Annotated in this window: 17 protein-coding genes; 4 read left to right on the top strand and 13 right to left on the bottom strand. The window is 55.2% G+C overall.

Annotated features, from left to right (window positions below; translation table 11 throughout):
• The first annotated feature begins 148 nt into the window (after window positions 1–148).
• Complete coding sequence (locus tag G6R38_RS27040) at window positions 149–331, top strand: DUF6435 family protein (RefSeq protein ID WP_166831902.1); 183 nt, start codon at window positions 149–151, stop codon at window positions 329–331.
• Between the two features lie 229 nt (window positions 332–560).
• Here the strand turns inward: G6R38_RS27040 and G6R38_RS27035 are convergent, their stop codons facing one another.
• The 4 genes from G6R38_RS27035 to G6R38_RS27020 all read right to left on the bottom strand — a co-directional run bounded on the left by G6R38_RS27035 (window position 561) and on the right by G6R38_RS27020 (window position 4,367).
• Window positions 561–2,072, bottom strand: coding sequence for an SDR family oxidoreductase (locus G6R38_RS27035; protein WP_166831901.1), 1,512 nt, complete (start codon window positions 2,070–2,072; stop codon window positions 561–563).
• Window positions 2,073–2,529: 457 nt separating this feature from the next.
• Window positions 2,530–2,790 (bottom strand): hypothetical protein, encoded by a 261-nt coding sequence (locus G6R38_RS27030; RefSeq protein WP_166831900.1) that lies wholly within the window; start codon window positions 2,788–2,790, stop codon window positions 2,530–2,532.
• Between the two features lie 154 nt (window positions 2,791–2,944).
• Window positions 2,945–3,814, bottom strand: coding sequence for a MerR family transcriptional regulator (locus tag G6R38_RS27025; RefSeq protein WP_166831899.1), 870 nt, complete (start codon window positions 3,812–3,814; stop codon window positions 2,945–2,947).
• A gap of 364 nt (window positions 3,815–4,178) precedes the next feature.
• Window positions 4,179–4,367, bottom strand: coding sequence for a hypothetical protein (locus tag G6R38_RS27020; protein ID WP_166831898.1), 189 nt, complete (start codon window positions 4,365–4,367; stop codon window positions 4,179–4,181).
• Between the two features lie 74 nt (window positions 4,368–4,441).
• Between G6R38_RS27020 and G6R38_RS27015 the strand changes: the two genes are divergently transcribed.
• The gene (locus G6R38_RS27015) at window positions 4,442–4,738 is read left to right on the top strand and encodes a 3-oxoacyl-[acyl-carrier-protein] synthase III C-terminal domain-containing protein (RefSeq protein WP_166831897.1); all 297 of its coding nucleotides are present in this window, start codon (window positions 4,442–4,444) and stop codon (window positions 4,736–4,738) included.
• A 74-nt stretch (window positions 4,739–4,812) separates the two neighbouring features.
• On the opposite strand, the gene cls is transcribed toward G6R38_RS27015, so the two are convergent.
• Both cls and G6R38_RS27005 read right to left on the bottom strand, forming a co-directional pair.
• A complete protein-coding gene (gene cls, locus G6R38_RS27010; protein ID WP_166831896.1) occupies window positions 4,813–6,252 on the bottom strand; it encodes a cardiolipin synthase in 1,440 nt (479 codons plus the stop codon).
• A gap of 473 nt (window positions 6,253–6,725) precedes the next feature.
• Window positions 6,726–7,508 carry a TetR/AcrR family transcriptional regulator gene (locus tag G6R38_RS27005; protein ID WP_206028759.1) on the bottom strand — a complete coding sequence of 261 codons (783 nt, stop codon included), beginning with the start codon at window positions 7,506–7,508 and terminating at the stop codon, window positions 6,726–6,728.
• 58 nt (window positions 7,509–7,566) lie between these two features.
• Here G6R38_RS27005 and G6R38_RS27000 point away from each other — a divergent pair, with 58 nt between their 5' ends.
• Complete coding sequence (locus G6R38_RS27000; protein WP_206028758.1) at window positions 7,567–9,204, top strand: efflux RND transporter periplasmic adaptor subunit; 1,638 nt, start codon at window positions 7,567–7,569, stop codon at window positions 9,202–9,204.
• Window positions 9,201–12,515: an efflux RND transporter permease subunit gene (locus G6R38_RS26995; RefSeq protein ID WP_166831894.1), complete on the top strand. Its 3,315-nt coding sequence runs from the start codon at window positions 9,201–9,203 to the stop codon at window positions 12,513–12,515. The genes G6R38_RS27000 and G6R38_RS26995 overlap by 4 nt, the downstream gene beginning before the upstream one ends.
• A gap of 330 nt (window positions 12,516–12,845) precedes the next feature.
• On the opposite strand, the gene G6R38_RS26990 is transcribed toward G6R38_RS26995, so the two are convergent.
• The 7 genes from G6R38_RS26990 to G6R38_RS26960 all read right to left on the bottom strand — a co-directional run bounded on the left by G6R38_RS26990 (window position 12,846) and on the right by G6R38_RS26960 (window position 20,039).
• Window positions 12,846–13,310, bottom strand: a complete 465-nt coding sequence (locus tag G6R38_RS26990; protein WP_166831893.1) for an MBL fold metallo-hydrolase — start codon at window positions 13,308–13,310, stop codon at window positions 12,846–12,848.
• A 181-nt stretch (window positions 13,311–13,491) separates the two neighbouring features.
• Window positions 13,492–14,403 (bottom strand): metallophosphoesterase family protein, encoded by a 912-nt coding sequence (locus G6R38_RS26985; RefSeq protein WP_166831892.1) that lies wholly within the window; start codon window positions 14,401–14,403, stop codon window positions 13,492–13,494.
• Window positions 14,404–14,498: 95 nt separating this feature from the next.
• Entirely contained in the window at window positions 14,499–15,695 is a 1,197-nt protein-coding gene (locus tag G6R38_RS26980) for a class I SAM-dependent methyltransferase (protein WP_166831891.1), read from the bottom strand.
• Between the two features lie 19 nt (window positions 15,696–15,714).
• The gene (locus G6R38_RS26975; RefSeq protein WP_166831890.1) at window positions 15,715–18,528 is read right to left on the bottom strand and encodes a heparinase II/III family protein; all 2,814 of its coding nucleotides are present in this window, start codon (window positions 18,526–18,528) and stop codon (window positions 15,715–15,717) included.
• Window positions 18,529–18,662: 134 nt separating this feature from the next.
• On the bottom strand, window positions 18,663–19,379 hold the full coding sequence (locus tag G6R38_RS26970; RefSeq protein WP_166831889.1) for a transposase: 717 nt from the start codon (window positions 19,377–19,379) through the stop codon (window positions 18,663–18,665).
• 85 nt (window positions 19,380–19,464) lie between these two features.
• Window positions 19,465–19,617, bottom strand: a complete 153-nt coding sequence (locus tag G6R38_RS26965; protein ID WP_166831888.1) for a hypothetical protein — start codon at window positions 19,615–19,617, stop codon at window positions 19,465–19,467.
• A 20-nt stretch (window positions 19,618–19,637) separates the two neighbouring features.
• Window positions 19,638–20,039: a hypothetical protein gene (locus G6R38_RS26960; RefSeq protein ID WP_166831887.1), complete on the bottom strand. Its 402-nt coding sequence runs from the start codon at window positions 20,037–20,039 to the stop codon at window positions 19,638–19,640.
• Window positions 20,040–20,214: the final 175 nt, after the last annotated feature.

Raw genomic sequence — 20,214 nt, 5'->3', positions numbered from 1 at the left:
TAGGTGTCTTCTTATCACTCAAATGCCAATCGAAATCGTTGGCAAAACCATTGCCTTTGATATTATTGCAAACATGAGAGAGTCACACACTTTAGGAGCATGTGAGCTTCTAGCTATTTATCACAACTGCTTTGCGAAAGGTTGAGACATGTTTCGATGGTTCCGCAGAAATGAAACAAAAAATCTAGAGAATGCCTACGCTCGCAAGTTGGAAGAAGCTCGAGACGTGCAGCGTCGGGGCGATATCGTGCGATACTCCGAGTTGATGGCGGAAGCGGACAAGATTCTACAAGAGGTGGAGCAACGAAGTGGAGACACCGGTGCTCAGTAATATCAAACAAGCAAGGCCAGCGATCAATAGTAGCTTACACCGTAGGTTGAGTGAAACCGTCCATATCCGATCCACCAGGTAGAGAACTGAATGACGATTAGACTGCCAGTTCCGGTTGTCTTTCTGCAGTTGAATGGCTTCAACGCCACTGATTGAAGAAAGTTCATCACCTCCGCTACTTCTCGACATCCTGTCGCCAAAGTTGAGTTTGCCTTTATCTTCGCACCTGTTAAGAGACGATAGCCGATTGCGGCTCTTGTGATTTCATAGGGGTCGCCCCCAAGCCTTCTGCGGCGTGTGCGATGTTTCGGAGCATGCCCGCGAAGACGAACTGATGAAGCGGCCAAACCGAATACCAGTACACAATTCCGAACAGGCCGATGGGATCAAAGGTTGCAGTCTGTCGAATATGGCTGCCGTCGTCATCACCACTGACTTCGAATTCGAGCCACGCCCGGCCAGGAACTTTCATTTCGGCCCGTAGTCGTAGCCGGTGATTCGGCTCGTACGCTTCGACTCGCCAAAAGTCGAGTGTATCTCCCACGCGAAGGTCTTTTGGGTCGCGGCGTCCGCGTCGCAATCCGATGCCGCCTACGAGTAAGTCGAGCCAGCCGCGGATTTTCCAAAGCCACGTCCCGTAGTACCAGCCGGTTGTTCCACCGATGCGTTGGATGGGGGCAAATGCTTGACTCGGTGGCACGCTGACTGGGCGAGTACGGGAGTCGAGTAGTCGCGAGCCAAATCGTACGCCACCCCACTTTGGTGCACTTCCACCGGATGACAACGCGTCAGACCACCGAGTTTCAGCAATTCGCTGGTCTTCGTTCTTCAACGCTCGCTCAATCGATTTCGATAAACCAATCGGACGGACCGAGAACGTTTTCTCTGCAAGATTGCTGGAAACCAGCGTGGGATTCCGCAGCCCTTCAATCAATTTGCGACCGATCCGCGAGTATAACGGTGTGACAAGTCCCAGCCACCGGCTCGATAGACCTGGAGTGAGAACAGGCACTGGAATCATCACGCGTCGTAGTCCGCGTTGCCGAGCATATTCTTGAATGATGCCGGCATACGAAACCACTTCCGGGCCGCCAACTTCATAGATCCTGGACGAGTTGCCTTCGAGGTCCATTGCTTCAAGCAGATACTTGAGCAAATCTTCGATGGCAATCGGTTGTGCTAGTGTCCGAACCCAACGGGGGCAAATCATAACCGGTAGACGCTCCGTCAACGAACGGATTAACTCGAATGAAAGACTGCCCGATCCGATCACAATCGACGCGCGGAACTCGATGACCTGGGCCGTTGACTGTCGCAGCAAGTCACCGACTTCCTGCCGACTCCGCAAGTGCTTCGAGAGATTCGGATCCGGCGTCCCCAGGGCGCCAAGATAGATAATACGCTGCACGCCAGCCTGTGTCGCAGCGGCTGCAAAGTTGCGAGCAGCCTGCCGATCGAGTTCCTCGAAGTCGTCTCGACTCCCCATCGAGTGCACGAGGTAATAAGCCGTATGTACCCCTTCGAACGCGCTCGTTAATGAGTCACGCTCCAAGACGTTTCCCGTGACCACCTCGGTCGTCCCAGAGACACGGCTTTCCAGTTCTTCAGGGCGACGTGCTAGACAACGAACCGTCACTCCCGCGTTTTCAAGCAGCGGCAGCAGTCGGCCACCGACGTAGCCGGTCGCGCCAGTCAACAAGACTCGATTGGGATGACTGTCGCCTGAGCTGTTCAAACTCATTGTTCTAACCACTTTCTTTGCGAGATGTCAGGGTGGACGGTATGACTGAGATGAGTTCGTTAATCGGTCAACTCGAGGCCGGGCAGTCTCGAAAAACGACTCTCACAAAGCGACGTTGAGTCGAACGTTGATCGGAGTCGTTGGTCGCCATACGTGAATTCGAGATGTCAATCTTCACGAAGCAGACCGGCGAGGAATTTACCGAACTCCAAGCCGTCCGATTTCACGTCAGTTTCACGCGTTTCTTGATCTCGTGAATCGCGAGACGCTTTGAAACGAACGTTTAAGCCACATCGGCCAAGATGGGATAACTTGGGTTGCTCGACATTCGAGTTTTGGCGCTGCCTGCTGGGTCGTAGCCTTAAGCCGACTTCTTTGAACTCATGAAGGTCCTTGAATGTCGTTCCACGCTGCAAGCGTTGCGCGGCAGCAGCGGCATGTTCTGCAAAGCTGGCACTCATGGAATCAAGCCTTGTTCCGATGTCGATCGACCTTCGGTCAGGACGGAGGGGTTGTGGATCAACCAACTCCGCAATCGAAGAGCTTCGCGAATAGCTGCCGTGTCGATGGCCGACGGTGTCCCGCTCAAGACTTCAATATTGCGAATCCAAATTCGACATTCTCGACCATTGCGACGAACGATCAATTCGAGTTCAACGACTCCATCGGGCTGTTCAAGAACGAGTTTTATGGTTGTCGAAGACAGTTGTCGATTCATAGGTCTGTTCCTTCTTTGTTGGAAACTATCGACTGCAAGCTGGATCGAATTCCTAGACTCAACTAATCTGAAACTCTCGCGCAATACTTCTGCAAATTCGCGACCACAAACGATTCGCGAATCCGTCCACTCAAACAGTTGAGCCCCTGAGCGGTCACTCGGCTCGACGTTGCCGTTTCAGATGTTGGGCGATGTCTCGTAGCTGTTGCATATTCTCACACGTTTGGATCGTCGCCCCCTCATAGGTGGAAACGGACTGCCCCCCCATGACGAGTCGACCGCCATACTGAGAAGTGGCTTGCTCCAAATGCGTGATCTCGCGGGCGAGTTGGCGGCTTCGGAGTGGCGATGTCACCGCTAGCCAGACGAGAGTCGGTTGTTCATCTTCGACAGCGTCCGCCAACACGTCGAGGGGAGTATTCGGTCCAAGATTCGTTTCCGCGTAGCCAGCTTCATGCAACACAAGCGATGCCATCAGCGACGGCAAAACGTACGGGTCGTCCTGCGGTGCTCCGCCGAGCGCGCTCGGGCAATCAGTTGTCGGCTCGGGGAGCGACAATCGAAGCTGGTTCAATGCACGGACACAGAGCATGGTCGCGCGGTGTTCCAAAAACACGCTGCGCTGATTCTGCGGCCACAAGTCACCGATATGAGTCAATGCGTTGTGGAGCGGGCCGTCGCAGATCTCCGCGACATCGAGCCCATCCAGATACATGGCGAAAACCAATCCCGAGACAGCCTGGGCTCGACCGTCCAACAGCAACGCGAGGAAACGGTCGCTCCAATCATTGTGACGACCGGCGTTTTGATTCTCTTTCAATTGGGGCAGGCCCAAACGATCCGGCCGCACGATCGAAACTTTTGAACTCCGAATGAATCGGACCGCTTCCGCGAGCGGAATTCGACGGTGGCCCCCCGATGTCCGCGTGATGGCCAGTTGCCCGCCGTCGGCCCATCGGCGAATCGACGACTCGCTGACCCCGACGGCTTCGGCCAATGCTTTGGGAGAAAGTGCTTGTCTCATCAACGATCCTCCTGACAGTTTTGAAAGATTATTGCCCAAACACCGACTGTGGCAATGTCTCAACCCTGAGAAACCGGCTCTTCAACTGCCAGAAAATACCTGTATTGGCAAGGCATGCTCGGCTGTACTGCCTACATTGCAGTATGGATCTGAGAGTTTTGGACGTTTTTGCAACCTATTAAGGAATTACGATTTCCACTGCCCTGAGATACGTCGACTGGCTGTTCATGACTCCACTGCATCTGATTCAATTCCCGATGTCGTTCCGTCTCGGTCAGCAAGGTCGGCTAACACAGGGTGGGAACTGTGAACAATTGCCCAATAGTGGCTCTTCGGTAACTTTGATGCGGCTGGCGAAGTGGTGTCAGCTTGCCATCGATCGTTTCATCGTCTTGACGCATGCGGGCGTTCGCGTTTGCTCTGGTAGTTTATCGATCAGCCAGTTGTGGATGCCGATGAAGTGCATCGCCGTGGCGGTGGCGATCTGTTGCAAGTGGGTTTTTGCTTTGCCGGCATAGCGAGATCGTCCGATCGATCCCGGCTCGTTGGGCATATTGCAGTCGCAATTCCTCTGTGTTCTCGCGTGACCGAGTTGCTTTCAAGGCGTCGAACGCCTCTCGGAATTGGATGGTGCCGGAAGTTGCCTCTCATCGAAGCGTCCAGAGTGATCGCCCCAATCTGGATTCACATGAGCCGAGAACCACTGGGGGATCGAAAGTCATCACAGCGATCGGTCAGGTGTTGATTTTGTCGCCCGAGCAACTTGTTCCATCACAATCGATCCTCAAACGATACGGCAACATGTCCTCGCCGACCATCGCATTCATTCTGAGTGAATTGCAAAGAAATGGGGCCAGCGGTCCCTGCGTACCCCTCGCCTTCGGCCCCGGTTTAACGGTTGAAGCTGCGTTGCTCACACGTTGACAGGCCGTGATTTTCGATCGTTCCCACAATCCATCGACTGGCTTGAGTGCCTTTTGTGTGTGCTGTCTGCAACTTCACAGGTACGGGGAAAGCAACCTCGCCAGGCCGTCTCGAATACGCATCGCGAACGGATCCCGGTCGAGTTCCTCAATCAGTAACTCGTGAGATTTCGCGATTTTCGCGTCGACAATCCCCTGGATACGTTGAGCTAAGCGTTGATCGTAGCACTCAACGTTGAACTCGAAGTTCAATCGTAGACTGCGTGGATCCCAGTTGGTCGAACCGATGAGAGTCCAAACATTGTCCACGATGACGACCTTTGTGTGATCAAATGGAGCAGGGGACAAGTGAATGCGACACCCTCGATCCAGCAGATACCGTAGCGAGGGCCGCGTGGCCCATTGAACGAGTGCGATGTTATTCTTGGCAGGAAGCAAAATGTTGACCTCCACCTCTCGAAGCGCGGCCGCCTGAAGAGCGGTAAAGATCGCTGTGTTCGGTAGGAAGTACGGGGTGACGACTGTCAGAGATTTTTGAGCAGCTGAGATCGCTCCAATGAGCGTCAACGGCATCTTGTCGAGGTCTTCGTCAGGACCATCGGGAATGCCGCGACACCAAACATCACCTACTCTCGACAGGGCCGGAAACCAAGTGTCCCCTTGCAGGGATTCCCCACTCGCAAAAGCCCAATCTCGGCAAAAGGATTGTTGAAGGTGATTTACCACGGGGCCTTCAATTCGAAAATGAAGACATTGGACGGGAAATTCCGGCGAGAGCGAAAGTTGATGCCCTTCTCGAATGTTGGTTCCACCCGTGAATCCAATCCGACCATCAACAACCAGAAGCTTACGGTGGTTCCGCAAGTTGGCGTACTTGAACAATCGAGGAATGCGAGTTGGCAAGAAAGTCATCGCCTTGACCTCGATGTGATTCAGTCGATTCAGAATCGTTGGCCGACTGTAGCGCGCGCCCACATCGTCCACGAGAACTCGGACGTCAACGCCACGTGCGGACGCTTTTCCAAGTTCGACCGCGAATTCTTGGCCGACTCGATCATCATCAAAAATGTAACTGAGAAGGCTGACCGATCGTTCGGCTTGACCAATCGCTTTCAACATCTCGGGGTAGGCCTGATCGCCGTCAATCAGCGGATCAACTTGATTTCCCGGCACCACACGATGACCGGTCAAGTTGCGGACGAGTTTCGCCTGCCCCACCAACGCGGGAAACTCCTCGATCAGTCGATCACGTTTTATTTCCTCCGCTGGAAGTAGGGTAACCTGCGATTCCCAAGATTGATTGAGGTCCAGCGACTCGGCTTTTCGCTGGATTCGGTTGATGCCAAAACAGAAGTAAACAACCGCGCCGAGAATCGGAGCGAACCAGACTAAGCCGACCCAGCCGATAACGGCGCGTGTGTCTCGCTTATTCAAGACAGCGTGAACGGTGGCCCAACCGACCAGCACAATTTCCATCGCCACAACGATGATAGGCCAAAACAGATTGCTCCACATGCGGAATGACGATTCTGTAAAACGAGAACGCGGTCGAAGATGACCTTGAGATCATGCCTGATGAGTTCACGTTGGAGGGTAACGTCCGCTGCGATTGGCCGCAATGTTTGGTACGTTGGCCGGCACTTCACAGTCCTCCGCCAATTCACCGAGCGGTTTGGTTTTCGACTTGGAATTCCTTTTGACAAGCACTGCAAACCCCACTCTCACCTCAATACACCGAAACCTCACGAGATACCAATAATTCAAATGTGGACAACGGTTCGATACTACCACTCGTTACTTGATTCGGGCGAGGTCTCATCACGTGCCGATCTCGCCCGCCTCTTAGGGGTGAGCCGGGCACGAGTTACTCAGGTGCTGAACCGGTTGAGGCCATCTCAGGATGATGTTGCTTGAAGCATGTTTTCCACCGACTCCCCCGGATTCCACGGCAACCATCACTTCATTTGCTGATTGGGTGCAACGGTTCTTCAGTCAGAGCACGCTTCGTATCTACTAAGAAACATTTCAACGGTGCGTGCAACGATTTGATTTTGCTTGCGGCGTGAAGGCCGGGGCTCGCCGTGGACAATCGTCGGCCAGAAAGCGAATGTGCGCAGCAAGCCGACGAATTGCAACGCCGCAAACTCTGCGTCGGCTTCGAGAAGACAGCCGGATGCCTGTGCTTTTTTCATCCAGGTCGTCACACGCTGAAGAAAAAAGCGTTGATCGACCTGTTGGCCTGCATCCGGTTCGCCCAAAACTCGAGATAACCCAGCACGAGCAAACGCTTGCACCTCTTCAGACGTCAAGAAATCGATCTCCGAGTGAGCCAATTCCGTCAACTGCTCGACTAAATCACGCGATTCGTCGAATTCACACGCCGGAAGCTGCTCAACGCGGAATTTTAGCTCATCAAGAATCGCGTCAAACAACGCTTCCTTGCTATCGAAATGGTTGTACAGCGTTCGCTTGCTGACCGACGCGGCTTCGGCAATGCCATTCATGCTGGCAGCATGGTAGCCGTACCGCTGAAATGCCTCGACTGCAGCCTTCACGATCGAAGCTCGCTTACGATCCGTCAAACGCGTTCGCGGCTCGTTTTGCGAAAGTACACTCTGGGGTTTACTTTTGTCTTTCATAAGGTAAAGTATACCACGCGGTTTACTTTTTACAATTATTGATACTGCCTCTCTCAGTTCGCAAGTGATGCATCTCCCCACGTCTAACTTCGTCGTCTTAGCGTGTGTCTCATTGTGTGGCTTGGCAATCATCGGCTGCACGCAGAACCAGACAGATTCCGTTCCGCTTGAAAAGCCTCCCAAGCCAGTTGTGATTGCGACGTTGCGGCAGACATCACCGACCACCGGGCGATTCATCACCGGGACCGTGGTCCCATGGAAATCTGAGCAGATTGGGTTCGAGGTCGCCGGTCGCGTCACCGAAGTCATTGAGCCGAACGAATCGGTGACGCCTCAAATTGATGGTGAGTCCGTTCGACAGACGCCCGATCCAACCCCGCTGGCTCGTCTGGACGATGAGAGACTCAAAATTGCCGTCCAGTCGGCTCTGGCCAGCGTGGAAGTCGCGAAGCTAAATCGTGATGCCAACCTGGTATCGATCGAGCAGCAACTGCCTTCCCAGATCGAAGTCGCTAAAGCCGAAGCTGACCTCGCCGACATTGAGCTGTCCCGCGCGGTAAGGCTTTCCAAGCGAGACGCCATCTCACGCTCGGAACTGGACGCCGCTAAGACCAACGCTTCGACGACAAAGTCTCGCTTGACCGGCACCCACGCCGAATTGGCTCAGGCGAAAGCTCGCCAGTTGGCACTCGAAGCACAAGTTCTGCAGGCCCAGCAGCAACTCTCCGAAGCTCAGCGTAATCTCCGCAACGCAGTTCTGTTCAGTCCATTTCCCGGAATGATTTCACAGATTCACGCCGTGCCCGGCACGTATGTGAAAGAAGGCGATCCCGTAGTGACCGTGCAGATGATGGATCCGATGACCATCGAATTTGAAGTCACTGCTCATGATTCTCGCCGCTACCGTCGCGGCGACTTGTTGCCCGTTCAGGTTACCGATGGCAGTGGAACATCCCGGCAACTTACCGGAATGGTTTACCGGGTCGATACCATGGCTGACCCAGCGGCACGCACTTTTACCGTGACCATGCATGTGCGAAACGAGATCGACGACTCCGCGCTCCCGCTGCCAGATGAAGACGAACTGCTGGCATGGACAGACCAGATCACACCATTGAACATCGGCCCGATGATCACGGGCGACCGACGCCAGCTGGTGATTCGCGAATCGGTTCATACGGTCGGCGGCGAGACGTTTGTTTGGAAAGTCACCAATCGTCGATGGGGGAGTCCGTCGCCGCCGAGTGATCGTCTGCTTTCGGTCACTAAAGTCCCGGTAAAGATCACCAGCGATGTGATTCCTTATCTCGGGCGGTGGAAGTTCGTCGCGATCGAGTTCACCGATCCAGATGTCGAGGTGGATTTCGAGCACGATCTGATCACCGGAAGCCTATACTTCAAACCGAATGAGTCCAAGCCGCAGGGCGACGCGGCAATCGCATCCCCGAGTCTGCAAACTTGGACTGGTTCACACGTCATGCTTGACGGACAACGCTGGTTGTTGCGAGCAGGCGATGTCGCGCAAATTTCGTTGAATCCAGCTCCACAGGCCGATGGCTATTATGTCCCGATGAAGGCTGTCCGTCAGGAGCAAGGTCAGACCTTCATTCATGTGATCGATACTGCAGAAAGCCAACCGATCGCGCGTCGGGTTTTGGTCGATGTCGCTCAAGAAGAATCAGTCCTTGGCGAAACAGTGTTGCTTCGGATCAAGCCGGCTGCATCCAACAAGTTGCATGATGGTATGCGAATCGTTGTCGAAGGCACTCATTACCTCGCCGACGGAGACCGCGTGATGATTTCGCCGCTGGCGGGAGTCGACCAATGAGGGATCTGCCCGAATTCGCCGTGCGTCGCCCGACGATCACGATCACGTTGGTAATGCTGCTGGTCGTTTGGGGCGGCGTCAGCTTCTTGACGATGCCGCGTCGCGAAGACCCTGAATTCACGCTCAAGATCGCCGTCGTCACCACTCGTTGGCAAGGTGCATCGGCGGAGCAGATTGAAAAGCTGGTCACCGATCCTCTGGAAGATGCGATCGGGCGACTGGAAGAAGTTCGGTTGATTCGATCGACGTCTAGTAGCGAACAGTCCGTCATCTTTGTCGAACTCGAAGACAGTGTGCCGGGGGCGAGGGTCGATGACGCGTGGGATCGTGTCAGGGCACGCATTCGCAACGTGCCGATGCCTGACGAAAAGATTTCTCCCTTTTTGTTTGATGAGTTTTCGGACACCAGCGTGCTGTTATATGCCGTCCATCAACAGCCGCTCGAAGGAAACTCGGCTGTTGCCCCAAAGTACGCCTACTCACCGCGACAACTTGACCTGTACTCAGAACGTATTCGAGATTCGTTGCGACTACTCCCAGGGGTTTCACAAGTCGGCCGGTTCGGAGTCCAGGAAGAAGCGGTCTACATCGAAACGGACGAAGGGAACTGGTCAACACTCGAATTGACGACGGCTCGAATCGAGACCCTGGCCCAGTCTCAGAACATCGTCGCGCCGGGCGGCAGGATGGACAGTGACGATGGACGTTTCTTCGTCAAACCCAGTGGTGACGTCAGCGCGGTCGAAGCGTTTGACTCGTTGGTCGTTGGCGTCGTGCCGACCGGGGATGAACCCGGCGATTCAGGTGTCAATCAGGTTCAACTGAAAAATATGGGGTTGAACGTCCGACGCGGCTATATCGATCCGCCCCAGCGCATATGCCGTTATGGTACGCCCGAGTTCGAGACGCCCGCCATCATCCTGGCGATTTCGATGAAGTCCGGCGCCAACATCATCGACATCTGCGACCGCTCCAAACAGAGCGTCGCGGAATTGCAAAGCACGGGCGTGCTGCCGCCCGACCTGGCCGTGTCCATCATTTCCGATCAGTCGGATAGCGTGAAGCAGCGAATTCGCGAGGTTGGCGTGAACATTGTTCAAGCCATTCTGGTCGTCGTCGTGCTGGTGTACCTCGTCGTCGGATTCCGCACGGCTGCCGTCATGGCGGCCAACATCCCGTTTGTCGTCATTTCATCACTGGCGATCGTCACGCTCTTTGATGTGCAACTGGAACAAATGTCGTTGGCTTCGATGATCATTTCACTAGGGTTGCTGGTCGACAACGCCGTCCAAGTCTGCGATCAGAGTCGAACCAACCAGATTGCCGGCATGAGCCCGCGCGATGCATCGGTCGCTGGTGCAAAAATGCTCGGCCCTTCGATGCTGAGTGGCACCGCGACGACAGTGGCCGCGTTCGTCCCGATGTTGATTGCGATGGACGGTGCGAATCGCGAATTTATCTACAGTCTGCCGATCACGCTGTCCGTCATGCTGGCGGTCAGTTGGATACTGGCGATGACGTTCTGTGTCATCCTCGCCGCATGGTTCATCCGGCCGCCACAAGACCCAACTCGGCCGACCGCGCCGCTGGCATGGCTCATGAATAAGCTAGGAACAGTATTGCGGAGGCTGCGCAGGAAGAACGATGCATCCGCATCATTACATGCCGAAACACAGCACGGCAGCTTCTATCTCTTCTACACGGCTATTGTCGGTTGGGCACTGCGTCATCGGATTGTCACGATCGGCGCGTCAATCGGAATGATGGCATTGGCGACGCAACTTCCGGTTTCCAGCGAGTTCTTTCCACTTACGGAGCGCGACCAATTCGCCATTGAAATTTATCTGCCTGAGTCGGCTTCGATTGAACAAACCAACAAGGTCGCGCGGAACGTCGAAGAGATGATTCGCGCACTCAGTCCTCATGTCGATGCCGAGGGAAAGTCGCATGAGCGATTATTCAATATGCGGACCATCGTCGGAGGCGGAGGCTCGCGGTGGTACCTCGCTTGGGAACCGGAGACCCTGAAGCCGAACTACGCCGAGATCCTGATCCACACGACCAATGGAAAATTCACCCACGACTTCGCCGAGCAACTACGGGTCGTTGCCAGAGAGGGAGACGAATCGTTAGGGCTGTCACCGATCGCTGGCGCTCGAGTGGTTCCCGTTGAACTGGCACTCGGACCGCCTGCCGATCCGGTCGTTTTTCGCGTGATGGGTAACGGCCTCGCGGATGCAGACGAACTTCGCCGCATCGCAAACCGCGTTCGGCAACTCGTGGATGCTGAACCTGATACGTGGGATGTAAATGATTCGTGGGGTGTGGCCGGCCAGCAATTGTTTGTCAATGTGGATTCCAATCGAGCGAGCCTTTCGGGGATTCGCAATGCAGAAGTCGCTTCAACGCTGGACGCCTACTACTCTGGAAAACGGCTGACGATGTATCGCGAAGGCGACCGGCAGATCCCTGTCTACTTTCGACTGAATCCCCAGAGTCGCCAATCGTTGGCCGCCATCAAAGATGCTCATATCGAAACACGCGTTGGCAAGGTTTCACTCGCGGCGATCGCGAGCGTCAATCCGCAATGGAGATTGGAGTCAATCGATCGCCGTAATGGGAATCGAACCATCGAAGTCAGGTCGCGAATCAATTATGGTGCGTCTGGTAACGACATCACCATGCGAGTCTTCAATTCGGAAGCGATGCAAGAGCTGAAGACTGAATTGCCTCCTGGATTTCGTATTGAGATCGGTGGAGCGTTGGAAGAGTCGATGAAGGCTCAAGGGAAGATGTTTCGATCGTTCGGCATGTCATTCATCGCGATCATCCTGTTGTTGATTTTCCAATTCAACAGTCTCGCCCGCACAGCGATCATCATCGTGACGTTACCGCTTGCTCTGGTGGGCGCGCTATTCGGACTATGGGTGACGGGAAACGCATTCGGGTTCATGCCTCAGCTTGGTGTGCTAGCGCTGTTTGGGATCGTACTGAACTCGGCCATTTTGTTTGTCGAGTTCGCCGACATCGTGATCCAGCAAAAAACGTCGAAGACGAACCAGCCTTTGACGCGAGCGGAATATCACTCTGCCATCGTCGATGCTGCTCGACAACGACTGATGCCGATCTTCTTGACGACTGCGACCACGGTCGGTGGTCTTATCCCGCTCGCCCTTGCTGGCGGACCGTTGTGGCAGGGCCTGGCCTGGTTGCTGATCTTCGGTCTGACATTCGCCACCATTCTGACGCTTATCGTCATTCCCGTCCTCTATTCCTTCCTGTCGCCGACAGCAGTTTCGGCAAGCACATAAAGCCTGGAGTTCGACATTGGTCAACAAGAACCATTTTAGCCCCCAAGGCTGGACGCCAGATCGACTCGGCTTCTCCCCGAGGCGGTTTCCATCCGAACCGGGGCTTTGTCGATCTAGGTGCCTTTCGTATCAAGAGGTTGCGGCGATTGCCTGAGATCAAAATGTTCAAGTGAAACTCGATTTCGGATCACAGTCGGTCCGAATCTAAGTCAGTAAAACCAAAGCGTGATCGCATGCATTTGGCCCGTTACTACCAGTCGCTGCTTGACTCTAGCGAAGTTTCTTCACGTGCCGAATTGGCCTGACACCTCGGTGTTAGCCGTGCCCGCGTCACACAAGTACTTCATCGATTGGACGATTCTGATTTCCGATCCAAAAAGACTGTTTGACCTCAGGCGGCCTTGCCGAGATCGTATATCGTCGATTCATGATAAAGATCATGCTGGTGGCAAAAAACAGTCCGACAACAGAAATGCGATTCGAGGCCAGTGGAACTGCCCGATGATGCCAGCGCTGAGGAACTAGCCCAGCTTGCTTGGGCGGTTGCTCATCCTGCTCGCGTTCGGATTGTGCCAGTTTCGCCAGCTCGATGAGTTCGGCTTCGCTGAACATCAAATCTTTGCCGATGCCGAAGTTGGCGGTCCCGGCAGGAGCGACGATTACCTGTGGCCTGAGTCTCTCGATGGCGGTCTCGACCATGTCCGTCAACACCGTATCTCCGGTGATGTAGACCGTTGGTTCATATGGGTGAGCCAGATAGTAGCCGGCAACCGGTCCCATCAGCCATCCGATCATGCCATGTCCATGCGTGGCGGGAATGGCTTCAACCGACAGGTCGCCGGCGTTTTCATTGATGACTCTGGCAGCCCCCGCATTTGTGTCGGTTCTTCAGCCTAACTTACAGCCACTGGTACCATTATCACGACCAATAGTACCAGGATCTGGAACAATCGCTTCAGGTGGTGAGTGATTCTGATCATGCCAAACGCCATTTCAGAACTTTGGATTCGCCGTTCCAAGGATGCTGAGCATCAGTGGTGTGAGTCGTGAGAGTCACGCCATTGGCGGTGAGCTTTGCCGTCGTCCAGCCGGTCGTCGACTTCTTTGGATCGGCGACATACGACGTCGCGGGTGTGTTGAGAATGTGAATGCCTTGATGTTCCGCATAGCTGCGGTCATGAATGTGACCGTGGATGTAGGCTTTGACCCACGTGCGTGGTCCGATGATCTCCCAGAGTTCCCGCGAGTCAATCAGACCGCCGGGAAAGTGCAGTGGATCACCGCCAAGACGCGGATTGTGGTGCGTGACAATGATCGCTGGCTTCGTCCTCAACTTGTCGAGCGCAGAAGCCAGCCATATCAGTTGCGTCTCACCAATCGTGCCCTGGGTGACCATCGTTTTCTGCAACGAGTCGAGCAAAAAGAAGTTGGCATGCTGCGTCTCGACGACAGCAATGTGTCGTGACTCAACAGGTGGCTTCTCTGGGCGTTGCTCGCTCAGGATTTCGTAGAACGCTTCGCGATGATCGTGATTGCCAAGCGTGAGATGAGTCTCAATACCCGATTCCTGAAGCGGATGAATCAGCTTGGCAAAGTGCCGATAGTCTCCCGGTTGACCATCCTTGAGTGCCAGATCGCCGTTGATGAGCACGCACGCTGGCTTCGTCGGTCGATCCACCAACTCGGTGACGACCTGACGCAGGTGACTTGGGACGGGGGAATTCGGCGGGTGCTTCTCGCCAATATGCGTGTCATTGAGCAGATAAACCAGATCGGACTCGACGTCCGTTGGCTCAGCGGCATTCGCACCACGTCCGTACAACAGCACGCTCGCGCCAGCAGCTTGCAGAAAACGCCTGCGATTCAAAGTGGCCAGATGGATGGGCATGATGAGCGACTTTCATGGGAATGTCTCAGGATCATTGGATTCGTTATCATACCATCACGTCTATCGTATGCTCAAAGTGACCGATTCATTCGACATCAAACTGCTCTGCCGAGATAGAACACGTAGCCGTAGCTATCGGCGTATTTCTTCCACAGATCGACTTCCGTTTGCTGCATGTCCAGTATCGCGTGGGCGACATCGTTCCCGGCATGCTGTTCCCGAAAGCTGGCAATCCGTTGTTCCACCGGGCCGTAGAAGTTGTGCCAGTCTTCGGTCGGTAGGGTGAAGTGGTCGATGATCTCGAATCCTGCCGATCGCATCTTCTTGAGATTGGCATCGACATGGGAAATCGCGGGATACTCCGCTTCCCAGAACTCAACCGCCGGTTGCGGGGGATGGTCGGTCAGCCAGGTGAGCTCGGTCACCGCGATCAATCCACCAGCACGCAGCAGCCGACGCCAGCGTTTGAGCCCGGCTTCAAAGCCGATGTTGTAGATCGCTCCCTCGGACCAGATCAGATCGACCGAATCATCCGGGATCGGCGGATCAGCCATATCCGCCAGCAGGGTTTCGATGCGTTCTTCCAATCCTGCGCGACGGGCCTGTTCATTGACTTCGGCGAGGAACGGCGCGTGAATATCGCTCGCGGTGATTTGGCACTTCATTGATTTAGCGATCGCGAGAGACGCCGCACCAGCTCCGCAACCGAAATCAACGACGCGGGGTGACGGGGGCAACTCACCCAGCATCGACAAGGCTTTCAGCGTGGTTGCTTCGCTGCCCGGTCCTTTTCGTGCCAAGCCTTCGTAGAATGAGAACATCAACGCCATCTGGTAGTGAGTCTCGCATGCTTCGAGCATCTTGGCTAACGGCTCGGGATCAGCCAGGCGATGGTCGTTGCCCACTTCCATCAGCGTCGGTGCTGGCACTCCGCTGTTTGCCACGAGTACTTCGCTGTGCTCGAACGGGACAATGTCGTCCTTCCGGGAATGCAAAATGGTGGAGTTGGGTTTGAGCTTCGTGACCGTTCCCCATTTCTTCCACGCTGGACACAACAGGATCAGTGGCGTGTCATGCGAGTCGATGTTCATCGCCACCGCGCCGCCACGAGAGCTGCCGACAACAACGTCCGGTTGATAGTAATCGTATTCAGCTTGTGCTGTTTTGACCGCTGCCTCGAAATCGTCATCGTCGAGGGCCGGGTTGATCACAGTGTGACCGTGACTTTTGAGAAACGTCGGTTTGACGCCGCCGGGGACGGATTGCCATCCATGCAGGAACAGGATTTTCATTGGTGGTGCATTCGTCTGATTATTTCTCGGGGGCAATGAATCGCGAGGTTGCTGTGCTGTCCGCATCAAAGGAAACGACACCGACATCGCTCTGGAGTTCAGTTCCCTCGAAAGTGATCGTCTCGCGTTGATTCTCTGGACGGCGATAGACCAGATCACTGCTGCCATCGGGGCGAATACAGCGAATGATCAATGTGTTGGCGTCCGCCTGCTGGAGTTCGACGCGATCGACGCACCAGTTTTGGTCAGGCCCGGCTGGGACGAGAACCCAGGCTCGTGTCGTGGTTCCGGTTGCCTTCCATTGGAACGTCGGAGTCCACATCGGGGCACGGTTCTCGCCGACGACATGCCAGCCCTGAATGTGTGGCTCCGTCTGTCCATGAATCAGCTCGACATCGAGTCCATCCGTGACAGCAGGCATGATGCGGAGGGCCGCACCGGCATCCCAGCAATGGACGGTTTTCGATTTGTCATCGACAACGCCCGCGTGATTACGACGGCTGTGGAACAGGGCTTGGTATTGATGTTCCTGATCATCGGCCGGTTCGACGGTATCGAACACAACCCAGTAAGACGTTTCGGGCGGATTAGTTCCTTTGATGAATATTATTTGCCGCGTCTGCTTGCCTTCGACATGTTTACCCGGCGGAAACCAGCCGTGTGCATGGAAGCCTTCTGCATAGTCGAAACCGTCCGTCGTCACCCAGCGACGTTGTTCGGGAATGTGGCCCTGAATTTCTGTTCGGTGAGGAATCCTCGATTGGACGCCTCCATCAACGAGAATCGTGTTGTAGCCACGAGTTGATCCGGTGTAGGCCGCGAACGGACCGCCCGAATACGAACCACGTCCGCCACTGGCCAGTAGCTGATGGCCACCGTAATCAACATAGATGTTGAGTTTGTCCTCTTTGCCGTGACTCGCACCGACCGGCCCGGCGTCCATGAACAAATACCGGTGCTGCGGTCCCCAGCCAGTCCGCATCACGATATGACCCGCATTGGGAAAGTAGATCGAACGATAATCGGGCGGACTGCCTTGTTCGCCTTTCGTCGCCATCCAAAGGAAATCGTCTCGGTGCGGATAGAACTGGTGCGCGCGACGCATGTGGTCATCGATCATGCCCCAGGTACTGTCATTCAAGTCGATCTGCCCCTGGTCAGGGCGAGAGAGTGCGATCGGATGTCGACACGCGAGTTCGAGCACGTCGAGAAACTGCTGCGGGACTTCCCGGCCCACGCGACGGTACAGGGCGATCATGTTCTCCATCGCCATCAGCGACGCCCAGTTGTAGCCGGTGCTCAGGCTGACATGACTGCCATCGTCGTGAAACTGTACCTTCAGCACTTCCTGCCAGCGTCGAACCGCTTCCTGTTCCCAACGCTTCGACTCCTTCAGTTCGGGCAGCATCAACGCGGTCTGCAATAACGCCACACAGATGTGAGCACCGCCGTCATCGTGGGCGGCGAAACTGCTGGGGTTCATAATCAGCCGACATTGTCGGATGAAGCCGAGCAACATGTGAAAGTGAGCCTCGTCTGTGAAATCGGCCGACTTGCGGAACTCATCATAGGCGGGCCACCAGGTCATCTCGCAACGCCGCCCGATGTTGCTGGTGTTCAGGAAACCCAACTCGAACGTCGTCCCGTCCATCCAGTTCAACTTGCCGATGTCGGGATTCCGAGGATGCAGGAACGGCTCGCGAGTCACCCAGTCCTGAACTTCGCGTGAGAAGCGATCGACGTAGCGTTTGTCCTGAGTTTCTGAGTAAGCCTTTGCCAGCGAAACCCAATGGAAGTGTCGCGTCAAATGCCCGCTGCACAGGTCCCAGCGGATGGTGCCGTCATCGTCGACGAATTGCTGCCTGTTGCCCGCACCATCGACGTACGTTTTCGAGAAGGTGTGAAATGGTCCCTGCGTGCCGTAACGATTTTCGAGAACCGCATCAGCAACTTCGCGATAGTTGGTACCGCAATACTCCGGCTTGAAGCCCGGTCCGATTGGAGTTTTGCGTGTCCGCAGATGCTCCAACAGTAACTGACCGGCCTGCTGTCGATTGCCACTCTCGATCGCATCTGCGACATGCTTCAAAGCGGGATGTGTCAGATCGAGAGCATCCAGCACAATGTCCCGTGCGGATGGCTGTGTGTACGATTCGAGGTTGTTCACTTTTGTGACTGACAAGTCGCGGAATGTCGCGGTGTTCTGGCGAGCTTCGTTTCCGCCAGTGACAGCGTAGAACCCAATATGTCCCGGCGTCAGTGTCCGGTTGAGGCTGAACTCGTAAATGGGCCGATCAAAGTGTTCAAAATAGAACCGCAATCGGCTGCCACCATCTTCGGAGGAACACAGAACACGGAGTTTGTAGTCTCCCTCGTGCGGAGTGAACTCCCACGGCTTCTGATACTGGCGTGTGTCGACCCAACCGGGAGGTTTCGGTGACGGCTCGCGACGCGGCTCATTGACACCGTCAATCCAGATGTCCCAGAACCCGCGATGCTCACCCTTGCGAAGCTCAAACTTGACAGACTTCGGCGCTGTGAACGGGTCGGCCTCGGGTGAATCAAGCCCGATTGCAAATCCCGCAATGCACTGAAGATCGCCGTCCGTCCGCTTCGTTGGATCAATGCGGACGTCCACGACGAAACTATCGAGTTCAGCAAACTTCTCGGGGAAGTTGTGACTCGTTTGCCGGGTGGCCGAGGCTGCAACGGTGGTCAACCTCACCGCGGCTTTTCCGTCTGGGACATCCGCAAGTAATTCTGGTGCAGGCGTCAGAACAACTGACAGAACACCAACGACAACCAGCCCACAACGAACATTCACGGCAAACATTTTCCTGTTCCATCATTTTCCACGGAGAACCAGACGCGGACATTCTACCGCAGCAGGCTCTTAGGCTCCATTTCCAGAGATTGCTCGCCCATTGACATTGCTTGGTAAAACACGAAACGAGAAGCAACTCCAATTTATTCGGGGTAGGGCTCCGCATCCCATTCCTCATCCGCATCATCAGCGTACAGATCAAACAACCGACGATTGATGGGGCGTCGAAACCTCGATTCATGCTCACCTTTGATTCGATCCCAAATCGCTTGTACGTCTGAACCTCTCATCGTCCCGTTTGTCGACAGATGTTGTGCGATCGGACCGATGTATGCCTGCCAGCTTGGCAAGCTGATGTATCGCTCTCCAAGAGCAATCTGTCGGTCCAAACAGGCGACTCGCTCAGTCTCATCGTGATGAAGAAATCCGGCCGCTGCCCATGCCTGATGCCAGTCGTGCTCGTGTTCCTTGATCGCCGATACTGTGCAGGGCCGACCTCGGTGAAGAATTTCCAGGATCGGTCCAGCCAAGGCTAAGTGGCACAGGTTTTCCATCAATCGAGGCAGCAGAAAGCCACAGACGCACTGGACCCAATCCGGCAAGCCGTTCTTACCGTTGGCCGAGTCAGCAAAGGCGACTTGCAAACGACGAAACACGCCATAGACCGTGCTCCAATTCGGAAAATCACGGGGCAACATTCGCCACTGACAGCCCGTGCGGTTCTGATAGCGGATCGCATCGAGAATCCGGCGGCGATCAATCGGCCGGCGTCCCCGACGCTTGGGCTTCGGCAACATCCTCTGAAGTCTGTTCCATTGCCGATTCGTCAAATTCGTGGGATACTGACGTCGAAAACACATCGATACGGCTCCTTCCTGGTTGGTCAGGTCTATCCAAGGGAGTCGTAGCCGTTTCCACAACCAACTTCAATTTTCAAACAGCTTCTCAGGAGGAATCTTGTAAGGATAAGGCTTGGTTGGCGAGTTGTTGGAGTTGATGGATGTCGAAATCGGTTTGGCTGAATAGGTCGTGCATGGCGAGCAGGACCACGTAGCCAGCGAGCAACGCAGGGGCGGTGGCTGGGCGACCCGACTTCATGCTGCGACCGCTCAAGCGAATCAGAATCGCTTTGGTTTCGTCGGCCTCGGGGGATTCATCACGCTCCGAATCCCAAACGACCACACAGGCCATCGCCGCGACGAGTAACCGCCTCTCGCATCGATCAAAAGAGCGGTCAAGAGGTCGTAGCCCACATCGTCGGCATGCGTGATCTGTCGAACCACGTTCTTGCTCGCATGCGATTTGTCGTTCAGTTTGCACCAGTTATGAGCGAGCAGCACAAACGCCGAATCGTTCTGCTCACAGGCCTGCCGACCGGCGTCCCGCAGCGGCTCGGCAAGTGCAGCTAGCTCCACCCGCGGATTGTTGAGAAACCGCCACGCCGCCTGCGTTGCCGAAGCCGACTGAACCTGCCCCACCGGCAGCGATGGCCCCGCCGCACTGCGATTGGCTGACTTCATGTGCTCAGAAACCCAATGTTCACAACGCCGCTGCAGCCGCCGATCCAGCGGCGGCCAGTGAATCCCATCCAGACCACCCTAAATCATCGCGAACAAGACGTGTAGAGACCAATGCCGTAATAGCACGCAGGCAATGGCAGATTTCGCTTGATGAATCGCAGTCGCGGGAACGCTG

This window comes from Thalassoroseus pseudoceratinae, from assembly GCF_011634775.1.
Classification (GTDB): Bacteria; Planctomycetota; Planctomycetia; order Planctomycetales; family Planctomycetaceae; genus Thalassoroseus; species Thalassoroseus pseudoceratinae.
Note: the sequence above shows the minus strand (reverse complement) of the source record. Positions and strands in the feature narration are given on the sequence as shown.

Coding starts and splice junctions, on each gene's coding strand:
- G6R38_RS26975 (WP_166831890.1), bottom strand. CDS start 18,528: ATGTTTGCCGTGAATGTTCGTTGTGGGCTGGTTGTCGTTGGTGTTCTG.
- G6R38_RS26970 (WP_166831889.1), bottom strand. CDS start 19,379: ATGTGTTTTCGACGTCAGTATCCCACGAATTTGACGAATCGGCAATGG.
- cls (WP_166831896.1), bottom strand. CDS start 6,252: ATGTGGAGCAATCTGTTTTGGCCTATCATCGTTGTGGCGATGGAAATT.
- G6R38_RS26985 (WP_166831892.1), bottom strand. CDS start 14,403: ATGCCCATCCATCTGGCCACTTTGAATCGCAGGCGTTTTCTGCAAGCT.
- G6R38_RS27035 (WP_166831901.1), bottom strand. CDS start 2,072: ATGAGTTTGAACAGCTCAGGCGACAGTCATCCCAATCGAGTCTTGTTG.
- G6R38_RS27005 (WP_206028759.1), bottom strand. CDS start 7,508: ATGATTGCCAAGCCACACAATGAGACACACGCTAAGACGACGAAGTTA.
- G6R38_RS26965 (WP_166831888.1), bottom strand. CDS start 19,617: ATGAAGTCGGGTCGCCCAGCCACCGCCCCTGCGTTGCTCGCTGGCTAC.
- G6R38_RS26980 (WP_166831891.1), bottom strand. CDS start 15,695: ATGAAAATCCTGTTCCTGCATGGATGGCAATCCGTCCCCGGCGGCGTC.
- G6R38_RS27040 (WP_166831902.1), top strand. CDS start 149: ATGTTTCGATGGTTCCGCAGAAATGAAACAAAAAATCTAGAGAATGCC.
- G6R38_RS27015 (WP_166831897.1), top strand. CDS start 4,442: ATGGTGCCGGAAGTTGCCTCTCATCGAAGCGTCCAGAGTGATCGCCCC.
- G6R38_RS27025 (WP_166831899.1), bottom strand. CDS start 3,814: ATGAGACAAGCACTTTCTCCCAAAGCATTGGCCGAAGCCGTCGGGGTC.
- G6R38_RS26990 (WP_166831893.1), bottom strand. CDS start 13,310: ATGATCGGATGGCTGATGGGACCGGTTGCCGGCTACTATCTGGCTCAC.
- G6R38_RS26995 (WP_166831894.1), top strand. CDS start 9,201: ATGAGGGATCTGCCCGAATTCGCCGTGCGTCGCCCGACGATCACGATC.
- G6R38_RS26960 (WP_166831887.1), bottom strand. CDS start 20,039: ATGAAGTCAGCCAATCGCAGTGCGGCGGGGCCATCGCTGCCGGTGGGG.
- G6R38_RS27020 (WP_166831898.1), bottom strand. CDS start 4,367: ATGCCCAACGAGCCGGGATCGATCGGACGATCTCGCTATGCCGGCAAA.
- G6R38_RS27030 (WP_166831900.1), bottom strand. CDS start 2,790: ATGAATCGACAACTGTCTTCGACAACCATAAAACTCGTTCTTGAACAG.